This is a genomic window from Nitrospirota bacterium (assembly GCA_016235245.1).
Lineage (GTDB): Bacteria > Nitrospirota > Thermodesulfovibrionia > Thermodesulfovibrionales > UBA6898 > UBA6898.
This window is the reverse complement of record JACRLO010000019.1, coordinates 1-25,024: the sequence shown is the minus strand read 5'-3', so window position 1 is coordinate 25,024 and position 25,024 is coordinate 1. Positions and strand designations below refer to the sequence as shown.

Sequence of the window (25,024 nt, the reverse complement as noted above, 5' to 3'; positions counted from 1 at the left end):
TCTAATTGGGGGCTTCGAAAGACGCTTCAGGCTTCCTCCTCACTGCAGGAGGCATGCTCACCGCATCCTACTCCCGCTCCCTAACCGAGTTGCTTAATCCTTTGGTTTCACCCGGTCCGGAGTACCGCAAATCCTTTTCTTGATTATATTTTACCGCGATTATCTGGGATGTCAAGAAGTATAACACGAGCAAATCAGACCGATAAGTTTTCCTGTTTGCCGGATAATCATATGGTCTGCGCATGAGAGGCTACTACTCAGACAACGGTGGCGTAGCGGCTACGGCATTCAACTGACTACGCCACTACAAAAATGAGAAATATTTAATTGGCATATCAGTAGGTCTTAATTCATAATACGCCAATGAGTACACTGCTCTCGGTAATCATTCCCAACCATAACGGCAGCGCCTTTATCGAAGCCTGCCTGAAGGCATTATTTTCTGCGAGGCCGCGGCCCTTTGAGGTGATCGTTGTCGATGACTGCTCTACGGATAATTCGATTGAATTAATCAACAGGTTCCCCTGCCGTCTGATCCGGCTCGACAGGCAGGAAGGCGCATCAAAGGCGCGCAATACCGGCGCAGGAAACAGCCTCGGAAACGCTCTCTTCTTTATCGATGTAGACTGCGTTGTCCAGGACGATACAATCCTGCATGCGATACATGCCTTTGACAGGAACAAGGAGCATGTCATCGGAGGAAGCTACACACCAATTGCCTTTGACGACACCTTTTTCAGCACTTTCCAATCCATATTCATCAATTATTCAGAGCTCAGAAGACCGGAACCTGACTATATTGCAGGCCATGCACTGGTAATAGGCCGCGACAACTTTCAAAGGAGCGGCGGCTTTCCCGAGGACTTTGGACCGGTCATGGAGGATGTGGAATTCAGCCACAGGCTGAGGCGTTCGGGACAACGTCTCCGCATGGACAAAGCGATATTGGTCAGGCATATCTTCAACTATAATCTGGGCACATCCCTCAGCAATGCCTTCAGAAAATCAAAATACTGGATAGCCTACTCCATAGGCAACAGGGACCTTATGGCAGATTCGGGAACCGCATCGATCGAACTGAAATTCACGGTTTTCTGCGCTTCCCTCTTATGGTTCTTTTTCCTCTGTCTTATCATCTCTCCTGACACCTTTTATCTGGCCGGCATGAGCATAGTCTTCGCCTTTGATCTTGTGGTCAGCAGGTCTCTGATCAGGGCCTTTTTCAGGGAAAAAGGGCGTGCATTCGGCATCAAGGCAGCGCTCTATTATGCAGTGGTCTACCCTCTGGCTGTTGCGGCCGGCGGCGCAGCAGGCGTGGCCTATTATGTTCAGGCAAGAAGGAAAGCGGCATAATGTATTCTCCCTTCCGTCATGTAAGCTCCATCTTCAGCAAAACAAGGCCAATCCATCTTACGTTCTTCATAACGCGCAAGTGTAATGCCAAATGTCCTTTCTGCTTTCATCTCAGATCTGAAGATGCCCAGACCGCCTCTGACCAGGAACTCTCTTCTGAGGAGATCAGGAAGTTTTCGTCATCTCTGGGCAATCTGCTCTGGCTTGCCTTCTCGGGCGGAGAGATCTATCTCAGGGATGATCTCCCCGAGATTAGCAGGATCTTCTACAAAAACAATAAGCCTTCGATCATGCTTTTTCCTACCAACGGTATGCTTCCCGGCCGCATCAGGGAAATGACGGAGCAGATACTTAAAGACTGTTCAAAGAGCATTATCGCGGTGAAACTCTCGCTGGACGGACTGAATGAGACACACGACAGACTGCGTAATACTCCCGGCAGTTTTTCAAAAACCATCGAGACCTACCAAAGACTCAAGGACCTTCTTGACCCGTATCCCAACTTTGAACTGGGCATCAATACGGTCTTCTGCTCGGGAAACCAGGACCACATGGATGAGATCATTGATTTTGTGGGCAGCATGGAGAGCATAAAGACCCATACTATCTCCCTAGTCAGGGGAAACCTGTCTGATAAGGGCTTTATCAATATTGACCGAAGTAAGTATCAACACGCAATCGGGCGGCTTGAAGAAAACCTGAAGAAAAAAGAATCGGCAAAAAAATATCGGTTTCAGGGTGCGCGCATCAAGGCAGCGCAGGACATCCTTCAACGCAGTCTCATCTCCCGGACTCATGAAGCGCAGAAACAGCTGATCCCCTGTTATGCAGGGGCGTTAAACGTTGTTCTTGAGGAAACCGGAGAGGTTTTCCCTTGCGAAATCCTGAGGAGAAGCCTGGGGAATATCAGGGATTACGGGTATGATATTCAGAAGCTTCTCCGCTCAGACAGGGCAAAGGCAATACTGAACAGCATCAGAGACAGCCAGTGCTACTGCACCCACGAATGCTACTTTATGACCAACATCCTCTTTAATCCGCGTCTGTATCCCGCCCTTGCCCGTGAATATCTGCAGATCAGGTAGTTTACCGGGGCTAACCTGATAGCAGCACTTGCCCCCTTTTTCAAAGAGGGGTATGATTAAACCGCCATGAAAAAAGACGTCATCATCATAGGGGCCGGGGCATCCGGACTCGTCTGCGCAATAGAGGCAGGAAAGCGCGGGAGATCTGTTCTTGTCATTGACCATACCCAAAAGATCGGGAGCAAGATCAGGGTATCAGGCGGCGGCAGGTGCAATTTTACGAACCGGCATGTCTCACCGGAGCACTATATTTCGCAGAACCGGCATTTCTGTAAATCTGCGCTTTCCCGCTATATGCCGGAAGAATTCATCTCCCTGCTCAGGAAACACAGGGTATCGTATCACGAGAAAGAAGCAGGCCAGCTCTTCTGCGATACGACCTCAGCTGAGATCATCATAATGCTCAGGGCAGAATGCGAAAAAGCGGCTGCAGAATTTCGACTGGGCTGCAGTATCAGGGAGATTACGCATAATCACCTGTTCACCGTCGAAACTGACAAAGGGTCATTTCAGGCCGAATCACTCGTCATCGCCACAGGTGGGTTGTCATATCCCAAACTCGGGGCTTCCGACTTCGGCATCAGAGTCGCAGAACAGTTCAAGATCAACGTTATATCACCACGGCCCGGTCTTGTGCCGCTCACTTTTTCACATAAGGAATTGGAGATTTTCAGGGAACTGAGCGGTGTATCGATCGATGCGGAAGTCAGTATAAACAAGGTATCTTTTCGGGGCAGTCTCCTTTTCACGCATCGCGGGCTGAGCGGTCCGGCCATACTCCAGATATCCTCATACTGGAACAAAGGTGAGCTGCTCTCCATCGATCTTCTGCCCGGAACTGATGCTCATGATATGCTGCTTGCACACAGTCAGAGCAGAAAAGATATCAAGACAGTGCTCTCTCAATATCTGCCCTCTCGCTTCATTCAGGCATGGTGCAGCAATTATCTCCGGACAAAACCTGTCTGCCAGTTTACCGAAAAAGAACTTGGGGAAACTGCCGAAAAGCTCCATGCATGGCAGATCAAGCCCTCCGGCACCGAAGGGTATGCTGCGGCAGAGGTGACCGTTGGCGGAATCGATACGAATGAGGTATCATCCAAGACCATGGAAACAAAGAAAGTTCCGGGCCTGTACATTGTCGGCGAGGTCCTTGACGTGACCGGCCAGCTCGGCGGATACAACCTTCATTGGGCATGGGCGTCAGGTCATGCCGCAGGACAGTATGTCTGAGCAGAGGACGATCATCCTGGCATCGGCATCGCCCCGCCGCAAAGAACTCCTTTCGCTCATCGGCCTGAAATTCAGGGTCGATGTGAGCGACTATGAAGAAGACCTTGGGCTTAAGCTCAAGCCCCATGAGCTCGCCCAATATCTCTCTTTCGAAAAAGCCAGGGCAGTTGCAGATAAGCATAGGGATGCTGTTATTATCGCGGCAGACACCTTCATTGTTTTTAGGGGTAAACTGTTGGGCAAACCGCATACACATAAAGAAGCCATGCGGATGCTCACCCTGCTCAATGGCAAATCGCATTCAGTCATAACAGGATATACGGTCTTTGATACCAATACCGGAAAGAAATCTTCCCGCTCGATAGAAACGAAGGTCTGGTTCAGGAAGATGGCGGATGCTGAACTACGGGCATACGTCAGAACAGAAGAGCCACTGGACAAGGCAGGCGCGTACGCGATTCAGGGGATCGGTTCTCTTATTGTGAAAAAGATCGAGGGCGATTATTTCAATGTTATCGGTCTGCCTGTTTCAAGCCTTGCAGCTACCCTGAAGAAGTTCGGGATAAACGTATTAGACTGCTAGAACTTCTGCGAATCAATGAAAGGATACAGGCGGCTGTCGCCCGTTATGCGTATACGTCGTCATACATTGTCGTCGCTGCCGCTTGCGTACGAGGCGGCTATTTTTCTAACTCAATCCCCAAAACCTCTGCGGCGATAGCAAGTATTTCATCCGGATTGAAGGGCTTTGTCATGTATCTGTCGGCGCCGACTTCGCCCCCCTTTTTTTTGTCGAACTCCTGCCCTTTCGCGGTCAGCAACACGATATAGATGCCATCGATCGGTTCTTCTTTTTTTACCATATTGCATACGTCGAAGCCATTCATCTTCGGCATCATCACATCGAGGAAGACGATCCCCGGCCTCTCGCGTCTGATTATCTCAAGGGCGGACTCCCCGTTGTCCGCAATCAGTATTTCCACCCCCTCGTCTTCAAGCTCCTCGACGGTTTGTTCGAGAAGAAGACGTATATGGGGTTCATCATCTACGATCAATAACTTCTTTGACATCCTGCCTCCTTATTATTTCCTGCTGCCTTCCACAAAGAGAAAATAGATATGTTCCAATCCTTTTTCAAACCTCAGAGTCCTCACGATATCGTGAGTATCCGGAAGCAACGTATCTATGATAACCATATCCGGCCTCTCGGAGATGGCCTTTTCTACACATTCTTTGCCGGTGCACGCAGAAACAACCGTGTACCCCTTTGCCTCAAGGACCTCTTTCAGCGTCTTGGCCGTTGACTCGTTTTCATCCACAACCATGACCTTCTTCTTCGACACACCCTCGGATATGAGGACCCCGATCTCACTGAGCAACTTCTCCGTGTTTACCGGCTTGCTGAAATACCGGTCAACGCCAAGACGGTATCCCCTCTCTTTGTCTTCGACTATCGACAGGATAATAATAGGGATATGCATGGTCAAGGGGTCATTCTTAAGCACCGCCGCTGCATCAAATCCGTTCATCTGCGGCATCATCACATCAAGGATAATCAGGTCGGGCGAGCCGGCCTTTGCCTTTCGCACACCTTCCAGTCCGTCGGCAGCTTCGCTCACCTTATAACCGTCCGCCTCCAGCTCCTGTCTGAGAAGCTGACGAATGGACAGATCGTCATCCACGATAAGCACCGTCTTTTCAGCATGCCCCCCCACGATCGGGATCGTTGCGACATGGTCTCTGAGGCGCTGCACGAGTGTATTCATGTCCAGGTTTGCAACGTCTGTATAAACCTGCCCAAGCGGAATCGTAAATGAGAATGTACTGCCTTTCCCCGGCTCACTCTCGACCCATATCCTGCCGCCGAAATGCTCTATGATCTCCCTGCATATGGGAAGGCCCAGTCCGGTGCCGGAGGGTTTATCGGTGAGCGTGTCTCCAACCTGCTTGAATTTTTCAAACACCTTCGGCTGGTCTTCCTCCGCAATACCAATGCCTGAATCAGTTACGCTCAATACTATTTCATTGTTCATCTTTCGTGCAGCGCAGGTAACCGAACCCTGCGGAGTAAACTTTACCGCATTAGAAATAAGGTTCAGCATCACCTGGATATATCTGTCCATGTCACCGGTTACTGCCGGGAGGTCTTTCTCTATGTCCCTGATCAAGCTGAGCCCTTTCTGCTCGAACAGGGAAGCTGCTGCCGACTGTGCACGGTCGACAATCTCTTCAACACGCAACGTTTCCATTTTCCATTCGGTCCTGCCTGCCTCCATCTTTGCCAAATCCAAAACGTCGTTTATCAGATTTGTCAGCCGCTCACCCTCAGTCAGGATAATATCGATATTGCCCCTGACCTGACGTATGGACTTTTCGGTTTTCTTGTCCTCTATGCGTATTGCCGGGAATATCGTTTCATCAAACTTTTTGCGAATAATCTTGGCAAACCCGAGGATCGAGGTCAGCGGGGTGCGCAGCTCATGGGATACGGTATTTAAAAAGTCTGTTTTTGCCTGATTGGCCGACTCAGCGGCCTCCTTCGCCTTTTTGAGTTCCTCTTCCGACAACCGCCGGTCTGTGATGTCATGAATTATTTCGATCGCACCGTCTACAGCGCCTTTTGAATCGTAGAGCGGCCGGGCAGTCCCCAGGAGATAGCGGCCACCCCCAGGCAGACTTGGCGTAAAGACTTCTCCGGTAAGCGCTTCCCCTGTACGCCGGAGACTGGCATACGCTGCGTTATCGAGTTTCTCAAACGGCATTAAGGCCAGGTCAACGAGAATAGGCCGACGCTCCCCGTAAAAAGGAAGCGCATACTCATAATTGCTCTTGCCGATCATCTCCTCCGCCTTGATCCCGGTCAGTGCCTCGATAGCCCTGTTCCAGGCAAGGACCTTGCCCTCGCGGTCTATGACGAGGGTGGCGTCCGGCAGAAAGCTTACAATATCGGAAAGCTTGCTTTCGGACTCCCTGAGTTCGGTTGTACGTTCCTCGACCCTCTCCTCAAGCCGGTTCGTGAGTTCCCTCAGATTTGCGATCATCTGTGTAAACGATTTACCGACAGATTCCAGGACTATGTTCATACTGTTGAAGGCTTCGGCCATCATACCGATTTCGTCTTCTGAATGTATGTCTACTGATTTCGTCTCGAAATGAAAACTGACCGTGAGGTCACCCTGTTCAACCGATTGCATTGTAGTCACAAGCCGGGGAAATTCCTCCAGGGTAATCCTCGTAGCCTCGTTGGTGACGACCGTGATTGGAGCAGTAAGATGTCTGGCATAAAACCACGTAAAAATACCGCCAAGGACAGACACGCAGAGCGCAACGAGCAGGAAGCCATAGACCATTTTCCTATAGCCGGCGGTAATGACAAAAAGAGATTTTTGCAGCTCATCCTCATACACCGACGCCCCTATCACCCAATCCCACGGCTCATAGTAGGCCAGCCTGGCGATCTTCCAGCGGGGTCCCGTATCATCGGGGTTGCGCCATAAATAACGTTCAGAGGCGAACTCCCCGGGTTTCAAATTCAGCGCCCTCTTCAGGATGGACTGGACTACAAGGTTGCCCTTTGCGTCTTTTTCGTCCCATATGTCAGCCCCGTCACGCTCACCCCTCTTGGAAATGATGTACTTCCCCCGGTTGTTGCCTTTTCCTCCGAGAACGAAGACATAGCCGGTCTTGCCTATTTTGACCTGCATTATTGCCTGTCTGAGCGATTCGATATTTTCCTGCCTCACTCCGACGTACAGTACGCCGATAATCCTGCCGCTGCGGTCCTTAATCGGCTCATAGGCGGTAACATACCATGCGTTGACAACATAGGCGAGGCCCCGATAGGTTTCCCCCCGCATGACCGTCGAAACCACCGGGTTGGGCTGTCCATCGGGGTTAACAGCCGGTATATAGGTGCCTATGGCCCTCGTCTTGTCAGAGTTCTCAACGTTTGTTGCCACACGCACGATGTCGCCCTGGCTGTTCATCCGCTGGAATATCGTTGCAGTGCCGCCTACCAGGCGCTTGACCGTATCGACAACCGGAGTTTCAACAACAAGCTTATTATTCTGTCCGAGCCACTTCCTGCCGACCGCCATTTTCGGCAGCTGCACCGATTGAGCTTTCCCCGTAAACTGATTGACGGCGTTCCAGGTCGTCGTCCCATCGATAAGAGCAACCTCGCCCTCACGTTTCAGCACGTATCTCGCCACATTCAGATCGTGGTTGACCTTCTGCTGGATCGATTCATCCTGTGACTTGATGATATTGTAAACGCCTTCTGTGATATGGTCGAGGTCGGCGTCTATCAGCTTTTCGGCCTCCACTCTCGCCTTGCCGCTGAAGACATTGCCCTCCCATAAACCGACCGCAACCATCGCAAGAGCCGAGACGACGATGGTCCCGGTCCCCCAGAGTGCAAGTTTGGCCCTTATACTGATATTGCGCATCTTATTTTCCAGAACATTATGATGGTATCCCCTTTAAGGCGTAAACATTCAATAGTCTATAGAGAGGCCTCAGAATTTTCAATAAATCATTTTGCATCAATTTCTTTGTGATGCAACAGGCAAATTGAATTACCAGTGCAATTCAATACAGAAAACTGCTTGATCAATTCGGCATGACGGCAGCAATGGAAGGAAAATCCCTCGCCCCCGTTACAGTCCTATCTTTGCAATTTCACAAAAAGCCGATCCGTCTCTATCCTGTTTGTAAAGGAAAACTCAGCGCCTTTGTGGGGCAAGCTCCGACACACTCCCCACACTTGAGACAATCCGGATTAAGAAGCTTCCCCTCCGGCCTGAATTTCACTATTTCCAGTTTCATGGTGCATGCCTTTTCACAGACCCTGCATTCCTTGCATGTATCTTTGTCTATATGGAAAAGATATTTCCCTTTGCCCGCCACATTTGCGACAGTGCCTATTGGACAAAAGGAACACCATGACCGCTGATGGATAACTACACCCAGAACCACTGAAATACTCGTCGTAAAAATACACATAAACCAGAAAACTTTGCCGATGTGGTCTGCCCAGTCGAGAGCGGCAGGTTTGTTCATCAGCCGAAAAGTCATAAAACTCATGAGAGCAGCAAAAACGATCAACCGAAATTGCATACCCCCGAAAAATAGGGGGATCGGTTTTTCACGACTGACCATCGACAGCAGACGGTCCGCAAAGCCACCCCGCGGACAGAAATTCCCACACATATAACGCCCTTTGAATGCCCCCACCGTCATGCCGGCCATCATGACTATCGGCACACTGTATCCCAGAAAAGTATATTTCCAGCCCAGTGCGATGGTAACTATGACAATGGGCAGGAGCACCCATTGCAGATTCCGTTTTCTGATGACATCCGCCGAGAGCTTACGTGTCATTATCTTCTCCTCAGATTTCCATTTTGAACTGCAGCTCAAGCACCTGATCTTCGGATACTATGACTTCAATCATGGTAACGTTTATGCTTAATTTCGAACTCCTGTCCCTTGATTACAAATCCCCTGAAGCCGTCGGCCTCGGGATTATAAACGGGGTCAGGCTGGTAATGATAAAGCCATATTTTCAGCTTCACCTCTTCAGGCAGGGTGCATAGCTCTTCGTAATGGGCATGCACTCCCGTCTTGAATCGGGATGTTTCACAATCATGGAATATAAGATCAACACCTTCGGCAATTTCATTAATCAGCTCAGGCCTAAACTGGGTATCAGCGGTAACGAAGACGTTCACCCCTTCACTCTGCTCCTCTATTATCAGACCATAACTATTATGTTCCTTCTGCCCGCTTTGTATATGAGGCATCTTAATAAGGCTGAATTTAATTCCTTCCCAAAGGAAAGACCCTGCATCCGGCACCGGGCAACATTCGAAATAATCCCCGAGTTCCATGCATCTGCCCTGGATGCACTGCAGGCCGCCTTTCAGGGAGTCAAGCCAAAGTCTCGGGATCATTTCATCCTCTGCAAAAAGCTTCGGTTTTTGGTCTCCTGGACTAAAATATGAGCAAAGAGCAATTGTTTCAACTCCGCCGATATGGTCTGAGTGAAGATGTGAAATATATACCGCATCAATTTCGCTCGCGATACTTCCCAATGGGATATCAGTTTCCTTCAGCGAAAACCGTATATCGCTCCCGCAGTCGAGCAGCAGCTTCTTACCGCTCTTCGCCGTGATCAGCATGTTTGAGTGATAATAGTCATGACCCGAAAATTGTGAACCTACGCCAAGGAACTTGATCGTCATATGACGGTCCTTCCCGCCGGAATAATATGCCGCATTCATAAATGTCTGGACCTGCGACGCAGCTGAAGTCAGGCATGCCCTGAAGACCGGCGGCTCTGCCGATATGTTCTCCGTGACCTTTGCATAAAGCTCTGGTGCTGTTTCATTGCTCCCGGTCCCTGCCAGCGTAATCCTGAGGTTCGACAATCTGTCAGTTATCAGATCAGCATGAATCTCTGCTTCCATGCCGGACATCTTGAGTATCCTGCCTTTAAAGGATTCCCCAGCGACATTTTTCCCGTCGAGCACCTTAAAACGAACAAGGAGCGGGCGATCGAGTTCCGGCAACTCCGTCCTCTTTTTCTCCGGAAGAACAAGATTATAATTTCCGCCTATCCCTCCCACCTCGTAAATGGTGAGCGGTTTTTGCACACCTTTCGGCATGACCTCCATAGTGCTGTCTATTCTCAATATTTCTCCGCAGGCCTCAACCGTGCCTTGGGATGCGAGGATCTGTCCGCCTACAGTATATGATTCTATCCGCGAAGTCAGGTTTACATTTCTGCCGACCACCGCATATTTTGTTCTTTTATTAGATCCGATGTTGCCGACTACCACACTGCCGGTATTGATGCCGATACCCATTGCCACTTCATGATATCCGGCTTCCCTGTTCCTCCTGTTGACCTCTTCCATTGCCGTCTGCATTTCAACGGCACAGGCTACGGCGCGCGTCATGTCGTCATCACGCTGTATGGGCGCACCGAAAATCACAAGAATGGCGTCCCCGATGAATTCATCGATCGTGCCATGATATTTCAGAATGATTTCGGTCATGACGCTGAGATAGATGTTTATCATGCCGACCACGTTCTCTGCCGGTGATCTCTCCCCGATAGAGGTAAACCCGCGCAGATCGGACATCAGGATGGTAACGGTCCGCTTCTCACCTCCCAGGTTCATCCCGCCGGGCGTCTCCAGGATGCTTCGTACGATCTCATCCGAGAGATAGCGTCCGAAGGTCTCCCTGACGGAGCGGTTGCGGACGTTGTCAATAGTCATGGCGGCCTGATAGGCGAGAACCATGGCCATTTTCAGGTCTCCGGATGAGTAGGAGTGAGGGAGAGAGGAACTGATGTTGAGAACCCCAATCACCTTATCTTTGACCTTGAGCGGCGCGCAGATGAGCGAGTGTATTATTTTTTCGCCGACGATGAATCTGCTGTCAGCTGCGACATCATTGACGATCTCTGCGGCCCCGGAGGCGGCGACGCTGCCGGCAATTCCTTTCCCCTTTTTCATGCATAATTTTCCAGGGGATTCCTCTCCCCACGCCTCAAGGATTGCAAGCTCGCCCTGGTCGCCCTCCAGAAGCATCAACGAGACGTTGTCGGACCTGATGATTTTCTTCGTTTCTTCAATAATCAGTACCGCTACGCTATGAATATCGAGGCAGTCGGTTATCTTCTCCCCGAGGTCATAGAGCAGGGTTATTTCCTTGTACTTCTCGAGAGAGTCTTTTACAAGGGCCCTTTTATTGGAGCCGGTCGCGTAAAGATACCGCAGAAACGCAGCCACCTTCGGGGCATTTTCTCCCCCCGACACCCAGCCGACTGTATCGCCGTCAAATTCAATGGGTATCCTCGCAACATCGGTTTGGTCCCTGCCCTGGATTAATCTGCCGTCGGCGTCATAGATGGTGATCTCGCAGCCTGCGAGGGCAATGATATCCGAGACAATAGCGGACTCTTCTTTCCTGGAGATAAGTTTATTAAGCCCTATTTTTCTTCGCGCGCGATCTGTTTCTTCCATTTTGTAAGCTTACATTCATGTTGACTGCGCGTTTTTATATTTCGAAAGCTCATCGCTCAGCCTTCTTATCCTTGTACTCATAGACTCAATGATCTTGAATGCAGTAGTCGGATCTCCGCTTATAAGCCTGAAGAGTTTCGCCTTGTCAACACTCAGAATCCTTGCTTCGCCCAGAGCAGAGGCTGTCGCAGAACGCGGCTGCTTATCAAAGATGGCCATTTCTCCAAGTATGTCGCCGCTGCCGATGGTGTTAAGAACCACTTCACCGGAAGACGTCTGCATTGATATCCGGACCTTTCCGGACTGGACTACGTACATCCCTTCGCCCTTGTCGCCCTCCTTAAAAATGACCTCGCCGTCTGAATAAACTCTTCCGAGAAAATCGCCGTCTTTCACCTGGTCCTCCTCTAATTAATTCCTGCCGACAACGGCCTTCGCCAGCTGCTCCCACAAATTTAAATGCATCTTGAGGCTCAGCGCCTTTGGCAATATCCGTTTATATCTCTCGTTTCCGGTAAACATGTCCCACATCATACCGCTTAGCGGTTTAAATATATCGTCGCTGTGCTGCTCCGTTCTTATCGTCTCGATCAGGCCTTTCGTCAGTATTCCGTTTTTCCGGTAGATGTCGGTAATCATATAGAGATATCTTCCGAAGAAATTGTCTGTCACGATGTCCCGGTAAACAGGATAGTAATCTGCTCTGAAGTCAGTTTCCCCGACGCCGCGAAATACGACCGTCTTTGCAGCGGCCTTTCCCATAAGATATGCAGCTCCGAGTCCGTCCTTGAAGAGTCTTGTTGAGCCTGCATCGCCGCACATGACGATTCTGTCGGTAAAGGGTCTCTTTGGAGCGCCGACATTCATCCTGGGCAGACACCTGCATTCGACCTGATAATCGGCAGGCTTTGGCAGGACCGCTTTGACCACCGGTTTTGACATAAAATCGTCCACCTTTTTTGAGCTCAAATCCTTGCCCAATATGCAGAGAGAGACATAGGGCCCTTTGGGGACCATGGCTGCAAATTTTATACCGGTGTCGGGAAGAAGAAAGAGATGGATCGCGTTGCCGAAATGCTTTGCCACTAACTCTTCACCCATTTTTATTTCGCATATCGCGGCTGTGACCGTCGGCGGTTCCTTGTACCCGAACCCCAAACCTTCGAACATCTTTGCTGCGGTGCTGTTTACACCGAAAGCGCCGACAACAAGATCCGCAGCCATTACCTCGCCGTCTTTTGAAAAGAGCACCGGCCTTTCCCTTCGTTCGATATGATCGATCCTGAGCTGCTTATGGACAGCCCCTTCGCTTACGGCATAATGGAGCAGAAAGTTATCGAAGCTCTCCTTATCATGCCCGATCATGCCCTTCGGGCCGCCTCCCCGGTATACGGTAGCAATAGTTTTTTCCAAGTGGGGGGTATCTATATTGACGTCACCACGGTTTGTATGGAGCACATATGAGTTGATCCCTTTCCGGATAACGGAATCGGGCAAGTTTATTCCCTCTACGGCAAGGGTCTGGACGAGCAGTTCCGAAATTATACCTCCGCACCTGTTGCAGCCGCCGGGGCCGTCCTTCATGAACTCTTTGGGCTCAAAAATCGTTACATCCAGTTCTTTGCCGATCATCTTCGCCATCTTGAGGGCAAAGATACTGAAAAAGGAACCGGTCGGGCCGCCGCCTATAACTGCGATTTTCGCTCCGTCCTTAAGCTCCAGGGAATGATTATGTTCTTCTGCTTTTTTCATGATTAAAATTGTTGTTACTATAGCACAAAAATCAGATTCGGTAACTCAGACAAAAAATAGAAATTACCGAAAGTCTCGCCGCTGGCGTGACGGATTAATCATGCTCGGGCAGTCGTCACAAACAGAAACTTTTGATGACTTATGTGACGATAGCTCAGTAACAGGGTCCTTTTGTATTTGTCTCCGGGTAACATCTCAACGTTGCAGTTTCTTGAAACCTGTGGAATGGCAGGTGACCTGCGTAATCAGCTTTTTGGCAGGGATTGCGTAATTCCATATGAAAGTGACGTTAAAAGCAAATACTGCTTAGCAGGTATCAGTCTCCCCGCTGGGCAAGCCAGATAATGTATCTTGCCCCTCCGCGGGCGCCACGCGCACGCACAGGGACCTCATCAACCGTGAAGCCTACCTTGCGAAGGCGCCGGACAAACCCGTCATTCTCGCTCGTTGACCATACCGCCAGCACCCCTGCCGGCCGCAAGGCGTCATAGGCGATCTTCAGACCTGGCAATCCGTAAAGCAGGTCATTGCTCTTTCTGGTCAGGCCCTCTGGCCCATTATCAACGTCCAGCATAATGGCATCGTATGCATGCTGCTTCTCACGCATGACCGCTCCAACATCCGACTCTCGCACAGTCACACGAGGATCTTTGAGAGGATTGCCTGCAAGCTCGGCAAGCGGGCCGCGGTTCCATGCTACAACGGCAGGGACCAGTTCGGCCATAACCACCCTGCCGTCAGAACTCAGATTGTTCAGTGCCGCTCTGAGGGTGTAACCCATACCGAGACCGCCTATCAGGACGCGGGGATGAGGACGGTTAGCAATTCTTTTGCAGGCAAGTTCGGCCAGCGCATCTTCTGAACCGTACTGACGGCTGTTCATGAGTTCGCACTTTTCGACTCTGATCGAAAACTCGGCGCCACGCTGGTAGAGTCTCAGCTCTCCGCCGTTTCCGGGTGCCTGCGCACTGTCAAGGAATATCCAGGGGATCACAAAAAACTAATCGCCTTCGAACTCGGTCTGGCAGTAGGCCTTATATCCCTTCTCAGCGAGCTTTTTTGCTCCGCCAACATCAGGCAGGTTCACGATAAAGGCCATCTCGGCAACCACACCGCCGAGCTTTTCGATAAGCGCGGCAGCGGCAAGTGCAGTCCCCCCTGTGGCAAGCAGGTCATCGACCAGAAGAACTCTCGTTCCCTTGCTGATCGAATCGACATGCATCTCTATCTTGTCCGTGCCGTATTCAAGCGCATACTCGTGGCTGATCTTCTCGCCCGGCAGCTTGCCGGTCTTGCGCACAGGGACAAATCCCTTTCCGAGCGTATAGGCAAGCGCACCGCCGATGATAAATCCCCGGGCCTCAATACCAACGATCATGTCGAAGTTGATCTCATCGGTAATATACCGCTGGGTGAAGTTATCGATCACCAGCCTGAAGCCGACAGGGTCTTTGATAAGCGTCGTAATATCCCTGAACATAATCCCTTTTTTGGGGTGATCCGGTATGGTCCTTATTCTCGATTTGATCGGCATGGGTTCCTCCTTTATCCGCAGTGGCTATGCACAGTCGTTATCTTCTCTATGGTCCTGAGCAGCAATTGCTTAACATTCTCGGCATTCTTATGCATGGTCGCAAGGATCATCTCCCAGGTGACAGGCTCCTCGTCCTCTTTCCAGCAGTCATAGTCCGTTGACATGGCGATCGCCTGGTAGCAGAGGCCGAGCTCCCGCGCAAGGATCACCTCAGGGACCGTTGACATATTGATCACATCAGCCCCGAGCAATCTAAACATATGAGACTCTGCCTTCGTCGAGAACCGGGGCCCTTCGATCACCACGACCGTGCCCTTTGCGTGGTGGCGCAGCTTCAGCTCCCTGGCTGACTTGACCAGCAGCGAGCGCAGGTCAGAACAGAACGGTTCTGCCATGGGAGTATGGACAACCTTCTTTTTCGTATGGAATGTCAGAGTCCGCTGTTTGGTAAAATCAATGAACTGGTCAACAAAGACCAGGTCGCCGGGCCTGATCTTCTCCCGCAGCGAGCCCACAGCAGTAGTGGCAAGGATATGGGTGCAGCCTTCCTGCTTCAGGCTATGGACATTCGCCCTGAAATTCACGCCAGTCGGATAGATCGAATGGTCCTTGCCGTGGCGCGCAAGGATGACAACGTCAATGCCGTTGATCTTGCCGGTCGTCAGCGCTGACGATGGGCTGCCATAAGGGGTCTTTACCTTCTTCTCTTTCTTGTTCTGCAGCAGCTTCGGGTCATCCATGCCCGAGCCGCCGATGATACCTATCTTGATTCCTGCCATAGCATCTCCCTTTTTATTCAGACTTTCTTTTCGAGCAGTCCTGCCAGCCTTTCGAGATGTTTTTTTTCCTCATTCCCAAGGAGTGAAAAGACTTTTCTGGCATCACCTTCGAATCTGCGTCCCATCTTGATATACAGGTCATAGGAATTCGTCTCAAGAGATATGGCGAATTCAAGGATCGAGGTGACATCCTTATCCCGTGCCCAGAGGAGCGACTCATCAACCCTGACGCCGCCTTCCATGAACTCATTCTTTTGTGCAGGAAGCTTCTCCTTCAGCGCACTGCCGCCTGAGAATGTTTTATACAGTTCAGCGAGGGTCTTTTCGTGGCTTTCCTCTGCCTTTGCAAGGCTCTGGAACAGATGGCGTGCCTCATCGTCATGAAGGAATTCGTCAAGACGCAGATAGAATGTCCGTGACCCCTCTTCAAGTATCCAGGCAAGCATGGCAAGTTCATCAGGCTTCACGGCATCGCCGAAGTAAGCCATACCGGCCTCTGGAGGACCTGCGGCCACGAGCCCTTCCCAGGCCCTGATGCCTCCCTGCATAGTAAATGCCGTATTAAAACCGGAGTCGGAAAGGATTGCCGCAGCCGCCCGGCTGCGCACACCTGAGCCTCAATAGGCTATGGTCGGCTTGGCCTTATCAATTTCATTGAGATGTTCCTGCAGTTCACCCACAGGTATAAGCCGGGCACCCGCAAGATGGCGAAGTTCATATTCCACGGGCTGGCGCACATCGATCAGATTGTAGTCATCAGGGTTCTTTCCCTTTATAAACTCGCGCGCCTCTTCAGCGGTCATCGAAACAACGGGCTTGAAATACTTAGTCAGATCCATTATCGTTCTCCTGACTGAAAAAGGGAATAATCAATGTACGTTCTACTATAATCGAAGCAATGCCGGCTTATGCAACCTCTTTCAGCCGTTCCTCGAACTCTTTGCTTTTTCTCTCGAACTCCTCGGTTAATGTGGCAAGTTCATTAAACAGGGGTTCGATCTTCTTCTGCATGTCGTGAATATCCTTTGACAGACTCTGGATCTGGTCCCCATGGCCCTTCTGTGTCGCGTCATGGAGCGCTTTGGTATCATGCTCCACCTTTTTTTCGAGTTTCACGATCGTATGCTCTATCTCGGTCATGCGCTTCTGGATCGGTTTCAGGGCCTTGGATTTGTTTGTGACGATCTCTGCACGCATCTTTCTGAGGTCCTTCCTGTTGATGCCCTTTTCTGCCTTTGCACGCTTCTCCGGTGCGCTGTCGATTGGTGCCTCATCCTTCCAACCTACCCGGTCAAGGAAATCCTGATACGTGCCGTCAAAGACGCTGACCTTGTTGTCGTCGAAGATCACCAACTTTTCAGCCATTGCATGGAGGATCATCTCGCTGTGCGTGACGATCACAACAGCACCGGCAAAGGCCTCGATCGCCTCAACAAGCGAATCAATGGACTCCATGTCGAGATGGTTGGTAGGCTCGTCAAGGAAAAGCAGATTGGCAGGGCTGACCAGGATCTTGCCTAACAATACGCGGATCTTCTCGCCGCCCGAAAGCACCGATATCTTTTTAAGCGCATGGTCGCCGTTGAACATCATCAACCCGCAGATCTTCCTGCTGACGCCGCGGCTGTGGTCCGGGTGGACATTCATGATCTCTTCTTCCACCGTATTTGCCGTATTCAGCCGGCTGATATTCGTCTGGCCGAAATACGCGAGTTTTGTGGCAGGATGCGGTGTGATTACGCCATGCTGGGGCTTCAGTTCATTGGCAAGAAGGTTCAGGAGCGTTGTTTTGCCCTTGCCGTTTTTGCCGACGATCGCAATGCGGTCCCTCTTGCCGATGATCAGATTTAGGTCCCTGATCAGCTGTTCATGCCTGTCAAAGCCGAACGACAGGTTCTCGGCAACAAGAAGCTGCTTGCCGGTGAACGGCGCAGCATTAAAAGAGAAGTCGAGTGTCCTGATATCTGTCAGTTTTTCGAGCCGCTCATGCCGCTGGAGCGCCTTGATCCTTGACTGGACTGCCTTGGCCTTATTTGCCTGGGCCCTGAAGCGGTTGATGAACTGCTCCACATCCTTGCGTTTCTTCTCGTCATTAATTCTTGTCTTCTCATGGACCTCTTCTTCAAGGGCTATCTGTTCAATGAGCTTCTCCGTAGGACCGGGGACCTTCCGCAGCTTGCAGCGATGCACAATCATGGTATGGGTCGTCACGCTGTCCATGAAATCGCGGTCATGCGTGATAAGTATCAGTTCACCTTGCCATGCCCGCAGTTCCTGACCAAGCCAGCGGATCGAGACAATATCGAGATAGTTGGTCGGTTCGTCAAGCAGCAGGAGGTTTGGCTCAGATACCAGCACCTTTGCGAGGTTCAGACGGATCTGGTATCCGCCGGAGAGGGACTGGGGATTCTTTTCAAGGTCGTCCTCACCAAAACCGAGACCGCTCAGGATCTTTTTTACCTTGTATGTCTCATCAATGCCGTCTTCGTTCGGTCTGAGGCTCAGGCAGGCCTCTTTCAATACTGTCTTCTTCGTAAAATGGATGTGCTGCGAAAGGTGTCCGATCCGGTACCCCTGCGGCACACTGATATTCCCCGAGTCAGGATGCTCCTCGTCAAGGATCATCTTAAAGAGCGTTGTCTTGCCGGAGCCGTTCCTGCCGACGAAACCTACCCGCTCGCCGCTGTTGATCGTTGCCGTTACGTTGTCGAATATCTCCTGCTTGCCAAAAGACTTGTTAAGATTGTTTATCTGTAGCATATGTCCCTTCTTGTTATTCCGCGAATACGTGAAACGCCGGATGTATAGTATCTCTGCTGCGGTATTTCTGGAGAAAACCTCTGATCGCTGCCGCTAATGCAGGTATTTAGAATATAAGAAAAATGGGTCTTATATCAAGTTGTATAAGGTTTATATAGGCAGCGCCGGCAGGAGAATTACTCCTTCCCTTATATGGATACGCAGCATAATGTGTCAACTCTTCCTGATTGCATCCCGGGACAGTTCTTTCTCTGCTCAGATGCACCTTGCTCCATCCTGCACCGGCTGATCAGGAGTTGACGTTAATAATCCCCCGAAGACCCGCCCCCGCCGAACGAACCTCCACCGCCCTTCGTACCCGATGAACTCTTGACCGACCCTCCAGAGACGCCTCCCACGATCCCCTCGGCGACAGCGCTCAGTGCTTCGGCAGCAACCTCTTTTGCGATATCCTCAGCGATATCTGCCATGGACTGTTTTTCGTGTATGCGCCGGAGAATTACACCGGACCATACGGCCGTCAGGATGGTAAAGAAGATGGCGAAACAGGCGCTGAACACAATACGCTCAACAGGATCAGGAGATTTGCCGACCGTGGCTTCCAGGTCAACAAAGCCCTTGTAGTAGATAGCCGCAAAGAGGAGCGCCCCGACAGCAGAACAGCCAATTGTCTGCCAGGCTCTCCAGGCAAATGGGATTCTATTATTCCCGGAGTTCTTTTTCCTGCGTTTCATTCCCGATTTCCAAAATTAACATCTGACAGCATGTATAGATGAACATCTGCCGTTTCCCTGTAATGTTCTCTTTTCCCATGACAGCTGGTATCGAGAAAACCCATGAAAATATTTATCGTCAATTATTAGCCAAATGCCATCTGTTGTCAATAAGAACAGGCGTATTTTATGCTGTTAAAGGGCCTCTGTATTCTGACTGATCACCCGTAAGACCCGCAAAAACAGGGGATTAATCTTTCCGTAACTATGATGAGAAGGTTCGGGAGTTAAGAGCGGGAAGGACTTTTCATTGCCTATACCAAGGTAACGACGGTAACGCCGCCGGCGCCCTCGGACGGCTCGCCATGTCGAAACTGTTTGACCAGCGGATGGCGCGTAACATGTTCACGCACTGCTTTGGCCAGGATGCCGGTACCATAACCATGGATGATCGTAACTTCACGGAAACCGGCAAGCGCTGCGTGGTTCAGAAACGGTTCGAGCCTTGAGAGCGCCTCATCAACGCGCGTACCGACCAGGTTGATCCTGGACGGAGCCATCTCGTCATGCACTTCCTGACGCGCAGTCATTTCCTTTTTTTCAGCCAGAGCCCTGCCCTTCTTTATCCTGATGTCCGACACCGGCACGAGGATCTCTTTTGAGCCGGAGATAATCTTCACACGGTCAGCCTTTGCCATGATCCCGGAAACCGCGCCGTCGTACCCCAGGGACTTCACAAATACCTGATCACCGATATGGATATCTTCAATGCTGAGTGTTCCGGCCTCATCCATTGCATATTGGGCCAGCGTCTCAGACAGCTGCCGCTGCTTCAGCTCAACCTGTTTAATCTTATCCTGGAGATCTTTCTTCTCTTTATTTTTTATTTCATCCAGTTGAACCCTCAGCTGCCGTTTACTGTCAGATACGACAGCAAGCGCTTCCTTGTGGGCACTGGCAAGCATCTCTCTTTTTTTCAGCTCTGCCTCCGCGATCCTCTTTTCCGCTTCCTGGACCTTTGCCTCAACTTCGCCCTGCTTCCTCCGCAAATCCCCAAGAAGCTGCTCATACTCCGCCCTCTTGTCGTTCAGATCAGCCATGAGCGTATCAAGTTCAACCTTGCCTCCGCCCAACAGCTCCCTGGCAGCATCAACCACATGAGCAGGCAGCCCGAATTTCCGTGCTATCTCCAGCGCATGCGACTGACCCGGCTCGCCGGTCCTGAGCCGGTACAGCGGCGTAAGGGATTTCTTGTCAAACTCCATGGAGGCGTTCACCATACCGCGGGCTCTATGCACAAAACCCTTGATGCCCATAAGATGGGTAGTCGCAAATACCAGGGAACCCTTCTGCTGCAGTTCCCTCAGGACTGCGCAGGCAAGCGCGGTGCCTTCATCAGGATCGGTGCCTGTTCCGAGTTCATCGATCAGGACCATGGCATTGGCATCAGCGGTCTCAAGAATTTCGGCAATATTTCTGACATGGGCGGAGAAGGTCGAGAGGCTGCTCTCGATCGACTGCTCGTCACCCATATCCACGAGCAGCGAACTGACTAGCGGAAAACTCGATGATGGACCCGCAGGCACCGGCATGCCGGACAAGGCCATGCAGAGCAGGAGACCAACCGTTTTTATGGATATGGTCTTGCCGCCGGCATTCGATCCGGTAATGACCATGGCCGTGTCCTCTCCCCCAAGCTCAATGTCCAGAGGGACAACCTTCCTGTCGCTGCCGGCCTTCTCAAGGGCCAAGGCCAGGAGAGGATGGCGGGCATGAACGAGTCTGACCGCGTTTGATTCGCCTATCTCCGGCACCTCCATATGAAGATGATCGGCAAACCGCGCAATGCAGTTCAGCATATCGAGCTGGACGATGACCGCAAACTCCGCTGCTATCTCCCCCGCCTTTGACCGTATCTCTGCAGAGATGGTCCGAAGGATGCGCAGTTCTTCCGCCTTCTCCTCGGCTGAAAGGTTCTCCAGTTCGTTTGAAAAATGAATGACCGCGAGCGGCTCGATAAAAGCGGTCTCTCCGGACTTCGAGATATCATGCACAACACCCGGCACCATGCCTTTGGAGTCCATCCTCACCGGGATGACCCACCTGCCGGCCCTCTTGGTGATGAAATCGTCCTGAAGGAAGACGGAAAGAGAGGCATCCCTCGTCATCTCCTCAAGCTTCTTCTGAATATTCATTTCGAGCCGTCTCAGCTCTCTGCGGATACCGGCAAGAACCGGGGACGCACTGTCTTTGATATGGCCGTCCGCATCGATCGATTTCTGTATGGTCTTGAGAAGTTCAGGCTGGCCGGTCAACGATACGGTCAGTTCAGAAAGTGCCCTGAGCCCTTCGAACTCGGAAACCTGCGTCGATATTTCGAGTGCCATCTCAAGCACCGGCACAAAAGCCGATATCTCGACAGCCTCCAGCAGAGCGCCCTGCGGCCTTACGCGACCGAGCAGATGCGTAAGGTCCTGAAATGAGTGCAACCGTAAAAGTGAGCCCTGGCTGGAGATCCTGCGAATGTCTCCGATCAATAAAAAGCGGTTCCGGATATCGGCCCTCGTGAAGAGGGGCGCAAGATCCAGAACCGCCTGTTTCGATATTTCACTATGGCCGCCACGGGAAATGATTTCCAGAAGGCGGTCGAATTCGAGCAGTGCAAGGGTATTGTTCGATATCATGAAGATCTATTTTACCCTATGAGCCCGTATTACCGTATATCAGTCGATCCGCTCTATTGCATTGCGCCTCTTGTCATGGATCATATTGTCGTTCCGGTCCAACTTCTTGTCGATCTTATCCAGCTCATGCACCGGTTTACTGCCGGCAGCCTTCATGCGCGCATACGAAGCCCTTATTCTATTGAGGTTCTCCTGGACAATCGCAGCCTCTCTTCTGGTCAGTTCGCCTTTGTCAACTCCCTGGTTGATCCTCAACTGCTGGTTGTCCATCCGAATATCACGCAGATCACTCCTTGGCTGTTCGTCCGATTCAGGTCCCGGAGCGACCCTCCTCTGCTGGTTTTCGTTGCGGTCACGGAAGTCGCTGCCGGGGCGTTCATGTCGCGGTGCAGGGGCCGGCACGAATGGGGGTGGAGGCGGCGCGGTATAGACTCTCCGTATCTCATTATTCCTTTTGTCCGTTATCATGCGGCTGTTCTGGTCTAAATGTCCGGCCAGGCGATCAATCTCTGACTGGGTCAGTCTTCCGTCTCTCCTGGCCACTGAATACTCATCTCTGATCCAGTTGAGATTATCAATCAGTATATCGGCTTCTCGCTGCGACAGTTCGCCGGAAGCTATACCCTGATCGATCCTTCGCTGCTGGTTTTCGATGCGGACACCGATATCGTGCCGGTCAGCGCGGTCGTAAGCCCCATAACTGCCGTCTCCATAAGGCCTCCGCTCAGCCTCTACGCAGGCAAAAAGTCCAAAGAGAAATCCCATTGATAAAACCAGCAAAATCGTTCGTCTCATATCACATCCTCCTTTGTCGATAAAACCCCGAAGCAGAAAATATGTTTCACACTCTCATAAAGAGTTTAGGAGCCATTCGGACTGTTGTCAAGCCCGAAACACTGAGACCGTTAACCGATTCCAGGCATCCCTCTTGAATCCGGGCGTAAATGGGAATATACTAAAATGGTGAATACCAGAGGGGAAAAAGGTCGGGTCCATGACATCGCTTTTTGATGATTCCGCGTCGTTGCTGAACCTCTTTAATGCGATCCCGTCGCCGGTTTTTGTTGTAGACGACGATGTCAGGATACTGTATCTGAACAGTGCCGCAGAAGGACTAATGCCGATCGACGGTGGCAGAGAGAGCGTATATCATAAGCGGGGCGGCGATGCCCTCCATTGCATTCATGCTGCGGAGACTCCGGGAGGATGCGGACATGCAGCTGCCTGTACAGACTGCGTGATCAGAAACTCGGTGAAAGAGGCCTTGCACGGCAACAAGGTGTACCGGAAAAAAACCATGATGTCGCTTTCGACAGAACAGGGTGTAAAAGATGTGCATGTGCTCGTTACCGCTTCACCCTTTCTGTTCGAAAACAAAAATGTATCCCTGCTGATTATCGAAGATATCTCTGAACTGCTGCACCTCAGGAGCCTGCTGCCCATATGCGCCTGGTGCAAGAAGATCAGAGATGACGACAACTACTGGCAGACCCTTGAGGAATATTTTGGCACCTATCACGACATGGAATTTTCACATGGCATCTGCGAAGAATGCCTCAAGAAGCACTACAGCGACCTGCAGCGTTAGGACTTTTCTTCCACTACCACGTCAGTCTTGATATGAAGCTCCCGGAGCTGCTTTGTCTCGACCGCTGAGGGCGCACCCGACATCATGCAGAAGGCCTTCTGCGTCTTGGGGAAGGCAATAACATCCCTGATCGAGGTTGCTCCCACCATAAGCATCACAAGTCTGTCGAGGCCGAGGGCAAGCCCGCCATGGGGCGGAGCGCCATACTGAAGGGCATCGAGGAGGAAACCGAACTTGGTGCGGGCATCTTCTTCACCGATATTGAGCAGCTCGAACATCTTTTTCTGGAGCTTCTGGTTATGGATTCGTATGCTTCCTCCGCCGATTTCAAAACCGTTCAAAACAATATCATACGCCTTGGCCTTGAGTGAACCAAGCATGTTGCGGTCAGTCATATCACCGGCCATCATCTTTTCGATATCCTCATCGAGCGGCGAGGTAAACGGATGGTGCATTGCCTGGAACCTGCCCTCCTCCTCATCCCATTCAAGAAGCGGAAAGTCGGTGATCCAGACAAACTTGTATCCCGGCTGAATAAGGTTCAGCCTCTTGCCCAATTCAAGCCTCAGCCTGCTCAGCACGTCATAGGTCACCTTCACCTTGTCAGCCACAAAGAGCATCATATCGCCGTCTTCAGCGCCGAGCCGCTCTGACATGGCCTTTAACACGTCCTCAGGGAAAAACTTTGCGATAGGCGACTCAAAGCCGCTTTTCACCTTGATCCAGGCAAGACCCTTTGCGCCATACGACTGTGCCTCCTGAGTAAGCAGATCGATATCCTTCCTGGAGATTCCTGCCATACCTTTGCCGTTGATGGCCTTCACCAGGCCGCCTGACTGGATCGCATCAAGGAATACCTTGAAGGTCCCCTTTGCCGCAAGATCAGCCATGTCCTTCAGCTCAAGCCCGAAACGCATGTCAGGCTTGTCATTGCCAAAGCGCTCCATGGACTCCTGATAGCTCAGCATCTCAAAGGGGGTCTGGATATCAATGTCCAAAACTCCCCTGAAGAGTTTCTTCATCATGCCTTCAATCAGTTCTATAACATCCTTGCGGTCCACAAAGGACATCTCAAGGTCGACCTGGGTGAACTCGGGCTGTCGGTCTGCCCGCAGGTCTTCATCACGGAAACATTTCACGATCTGAAAATATTTCTCCATGCCCGCAACCATCAGGATCTGCTTGAAAAGCTGCGGTGACTGCGGCAGCGCATAGAAATATCCAGGATTGAGCCTGGACGGCACGAGGTAGTCGCGTGCGCCTTCCGGCGTGGACTTGGTGAGCATGGGCGTCTCTATCTCGAGGAACCCGTTATCGTCCAGATAATCGCGCATCAGCTTGCTTGCCCGGTGGCGGGTGATCATGTTCTGCTGCATCTCAGGTCTTCTCAGGTCAAGGTACCGGTGCTTCAGCCGCAGGGCCTCGCCGGCCTCAGCAGCCTCTTCCATGCTGTAGGGAAGCGGTGCAGCCTCATTCAGCACGACAAGCTCCTTGACGTACATCTCGG

21 protein-coding genes are annotated in these 25,024 nt (G+C 51.3%); 5 read left to right on the top strand and 16 right to left on the bottom strand.

Annotated features, from left to right (window positions below; all coding sequences use genetic code 11):
- Positions 1-363 precede the first annotated feature (363 nt).
- The 4 genes from HZB31_08950 to maf all read left to right on the top strand — a co-directional run bounded on the left by HZB31_08950 (position 364) and on the right by maf (position 4,254).
- The gene (locus tag HZB31_08950; protein ID MBI5848059.1) at positions 364-1,353 is read left to right on the top strand and encodes a glycosyltransferase; all 990 of its coding nucleotides are present in this window, start codon (positions 364-366) and stop codon (positions 1,351-1,353) included.
- A complete protein-coding gene (locus HZB31_08945) occupies positions 1,353-2,438 on the top strand; it encodes a radical SAM protein (protein ID MBI5848058.1) in 1,086 nt (361 codons plus the stop codon). The genes HZB31_08950 and HZB31_08945 overlap by 1 nt, the downstream gene beginning before the upstream one ends.
- A 66-nt stretch (positions 2,439-2,504) precedes the next feature.
- Positions 2,505-3,671, top strand: a complete 1,167-nt coding sequence (locus tag HZB31_08940) for an NAD(P)/FAD-dependent oxidoreductase (protein MBI5848057.1) — start codon at positions 2,505-2,507, stop codon at positions 3,669-3,671.
- Entirely contained in the window at positions 3,664-4,254 is a 591-nt protein-coding gene (gene maf, locus HZB31_08935) for a septum formation inhibitor Maf (protein MBI5848056.1), read from the top strand. Before HZB31_08940 ends, maf begins: the two co-directional genes overlap by 8 nt.
- 97 nt (positions 4,255-4,351) lie before the next feature.
- Here the strand turns inward: maf and HZB31_08930 are convergent, their stop codons facing one another.
- From HZB31_08930 to HZB31_08860, 15 genes are all read right to left on the bottom strand, one after another.
- Positions 4,352-4,741: a response regulator gene (locus HZB31_08930; protein MBI5848055.1), complete on the bottom strand. Its 390-nt coding sequence runs from the start codon at positions 4,739-4,741 to the stop codon at positions 4,352-4,354.
- Positions 4,742-4,753: 12 nt separating this feature from the next.
- On the bottom strand, positions 4,754-8,119 hold the full coding sequence (locus HZB31_08925) for a Cache 3/Cache 2 fusion domain-containing protein (protein ID MBI5848054.1): 3,366 nt from the start codon (positions 8,117-8,119) through the stop codon (positions 4,754-4,756).
- 253 nt (positions 8,120-8,372) lie between these two features.
- Positions 8,373-9,053 (bottom strand): 4Fe-4S binding protein, encoded by a 681-nt coding sequence (locus tag HZB31_08920; GenBank protein MBI5848053.1) that lies wholly within the window; start codon positions 9,051-9,053, stop codon positions 8,373-8,375.
- Positions 9,054-9,118: 65 nt separating this feature from the next.
- Complete coding sequence (locus HZB31_08915) at positions 9,119-11,707, bottom strand: GAF domain-containing protein (GenBank protein ID MBI5848052.1); 2,589 nt, start codon at positions 11,705-11,707, stop codon at positions 9,119-9,121.
- 15 nt (positions 11,708-11,722) lie between these two features.
- Entirely contained in the window at positions 11,723-12,103 is a 381-nt protein-coding gene (locus HZB31_08910) for a Crp/Fnr family transcriptional regulator (GenBank protein MBI5848051.1), read from the bottom strand.
- Between the two features lie 15 nt (positions 12,104-12,118).
- Complete coding sequence (locus HZB31_08905) at positions 12,119-13,459, bottom strand: hypothetical protein (GenBank protein ID MBI5848050.1); 1,341 nt, start codon at positions 13,457-13,459, stop codon at positions 12,119-12,121.
- Between the two features lie 316 nt (positions 13,460-13,775).
- Positions 13,776-14,453 (bottom strand): hypothetical protein, encoded by a 678-nt coding sequence (locus tag HZB31_08900; protein ID MBI5848049.1) that lies wholly within the window; start codon positions 14,451-14,453, stop codon positions 13,776-13,778.
- Positions 14,454-14,459: 6 nt separating this feature from the next.
- Entirely contained in the window at positions 14,460-14,993 is a 534-nt protein-coding gene (locus tag HZB31_08895) for an adenine phosphoribosyltransferase (GenBank protein MBI5848048.1), read from the bottom strand.
- Between the two features lie 11 nt (positions 14,994-15,004).
- On the bottom strand, positions 15,005-15,772 hold the full coding sequence (gene mtnP, locus HZB31_08890; protein ID MBI5848047.1) for an S-methyl-5'-thioadenosine phosphorylase: 768 nt from the start codon (positions 15,770-15,772) through the stop codon (positions 15,005-15,007).
- A gap of 17 nt (positions 15,773-15,789) precedes the next feature.
- Entirely contained in the window at positions 15,790-16,380 is a 591-nt protein-coding gene (locus HZB31_08885; GenBank protein MBI5848046.1) for a hypothetical protein, read from the bottom strand.
- Between the two features lie 9 nt (positions 16,381-16,389).
- A complete protein-coding gene (locus HZB31_08880) occupies positions 16,390-16,611 on the bottom strand; it encodes a hypothetical protein (GenBank protein MBI5848045.1) in 222 nt (73 codons plus the stop codon).
- 67 nt (positions 16,612-16,678) lie between these two features.
- Positions 16,679-18,532 carry an ATP-binding cassette domain-containing protein gene (locus HZB31_08875; protein MBI5848044.1) on the bottom strand — a complete coding sequence of 618 codons (1,854 nt, stop codon included), beginning with the start codon at positions 18,530-18,532 and terminating at the stop codon, positions 16,679-16,681.
- A 302-nt stretch (positions 18,533-18,834) separates the two neighbouring features.
- Complete coding sequence (locus HZB31_08870; protein ID MBI5848043.1) at positions 18,835-19,266, bottom strand: hypothetical protein; 432 nt, start codon at positions 19,264-19,266, stop codon at positions 18,835-18,837.
- Positions 19,267-19,559: 293 nt separating this feature from the next.
- Positions 19,560-21,929, bottom strand: coding sequence for an endonuclease MutS2 (locus HZB31_08865; GenBank protein MBI5848042.1), 2,370 nt, complete (start codon positions 21,927-21,929; stop codon positions 19,560-19,562).
- Between the two features lie 39 nt (positions 21,930-21,968).
- Positions 21,969-22,724 (bottom strand): hypothetical protein, encoded by a 756-nt coding sequence (locus HZB31_08860; GenBank protein MBI5848041.1) that lies wholly within the window; start codon positions 22,722-22,724, stop codon positions 21,969-21,971.
- A 199-nt stretch (positions 22,725-22,923) separates the two neighbouring features.
- Here HZB31_08860 and HZB31_08855 point away from each other — a divergent pair, with 199 nt between their 5' ends.
- On the top strand, positions 22,924-23,517 hold the full coding sequence (locus HZB31_08855; protein MBI5848040.1) for a hypothetical protein: 594 nt from the start codon (positions 22,924-22,926) through the stop codon (positions 23,515-23,517).
- Here HZB31_08855 and aspS read toward each other — a convergent pair.
- Positions 23,514-25,024 (bottom strand): aspartate--tRNA ligase (gene aspS / locus HZB31_08850; protein MBI5848039.1); only part of this gene is annotated, 1,511 nt, incomplete at its 5' end. The genes HZB31_08855 and aspS overlap by 4 nt on opposite strands.

What these genes read in the sequence shown, in the direction of transcription:
- HZB31_08950 (MBI5848059.1), top strand. Translation starts at nt 364, where the DNA reads ATGAGTACACTGCTCTCGGTAATCATTCCCAACCATAACGGCAGCGCC.
- HZB31_08945 (MBI5848058.1), top strand. Translation starts at nt 1,353, where the DNA reads ATGTATTCTCCCTTCCGTCATGTAAGCTCCATCTTCAGCAAAACAAGG.
- HZB31_08940 (MBI5848057.1), top strand. Translation starts at nt 2,505, where the DNA reads ATGAAAAAAGACGTCATCATCATAGGGGCCGGGGCATCCGGACTCGTC.
- maf (MBI5848056.1), top strand. Translation starts at nt 3,664, where the DNA reads ATGTCTGAGCAGAGGACGATCATCCTGGCATCGGCATCGCCCCGCCGC.
- HZB31_08930 (MBI5848055.1), bottom strand. Translation starts at nt 4,741, where the DNA reads ATGTCAAAGAAGTTATTGATCGTAGATGATGAACCCCATATACGTCTT.
- HZB31_08925 (MBI5848054.1), bottom strand. Translation starts at nt 8,119, where the DNA reads ATGCGCAATATCAGTATAAGGGCCAAACTTGCACTCTGGGGGACCGGG.
- HZB31_08920 (MBI5848053.1), bottom strand. Translation starts at nt 9,053, where the DNA reads ATGACACGTAAGCTCTCGGCGGATGTCATCAGAAAACGGAATCTGCAA.
- HZB31_08915 (MBI5848052.1), bottom strand. Translation starts at nt 11,707, where the DNA reads ATGGAAGAAACAGATCGCGCGCGAAGAAAAATAGGGCTTAATAAACTT.
- HZB31_08905 (MBI5848050.1), bottom strand. Translation starts at nt 13,459, where the DNA reads ATGAAAAAAGCAGAAGAACATAATCATTCCCTGGAGCTTAAGGACGGA.
- HZB31_08895 (MBI5848048.1), bottom strand. Translation starts at nt 14,993, where the DNA reads ATGCCGATCAAATCGAGAATAAGGACCATACCGGATCACCCCAAAAAA.
- mtnP (MBI5848047.1), bottom strand. Translation starts at nt 15,772, where the DNA reads ATGGCAGGAATCAAGATAGGTATCATCGGCGGCTCGGGCATGGATGAC.
- HZB31_08880 (MBI5848045.1), bottom strand. Translation starts at nt 16,611, where the DNA reads ATGGATCTGACTAAGTATTTCAAGCCCGTTGTTTCGATGACCGCTGAA.
- HZB31_08875 (MBI5848044.1), bottom strand. Translation starts at nt 18,532, where the DNA reads ATGCTACAGATAAACAATCTTAACAAGTCTTTTGGCAAGCAGGAGATA.
- HZB31_08870 (MBI5848043.1), bottom strand. Translation starts at nt 19,266, where the DNA reads ATGAAACGCAGGAAAAAGAACTCCGGGAATAATAGAATCCCATTTGCC.
- HZB31_08865 (MBI5848042.1), bottom strand. Translation starts at nt 21,929, where the DNA reads ATGATATCGAACAATACCCTTGCACTGCTCGAATTCGACCGCCTTCTG.
- HZB31_08860 (MBI5848041.1), bottom strand. Translation starts at nt 22,724, where the DNA reads ATGAGACGAACGATTTTGCTGGTTTTATCAATGGGATTTCTCTTTGGA.
- HZB31_08855 (MBI5848040.1), top strand. Translation starts at nt 22,924, where the DNA reads ATGACATCGCTTTTTGATGATTCCGCGTCGTTGCTGAACCTCTTTAAT.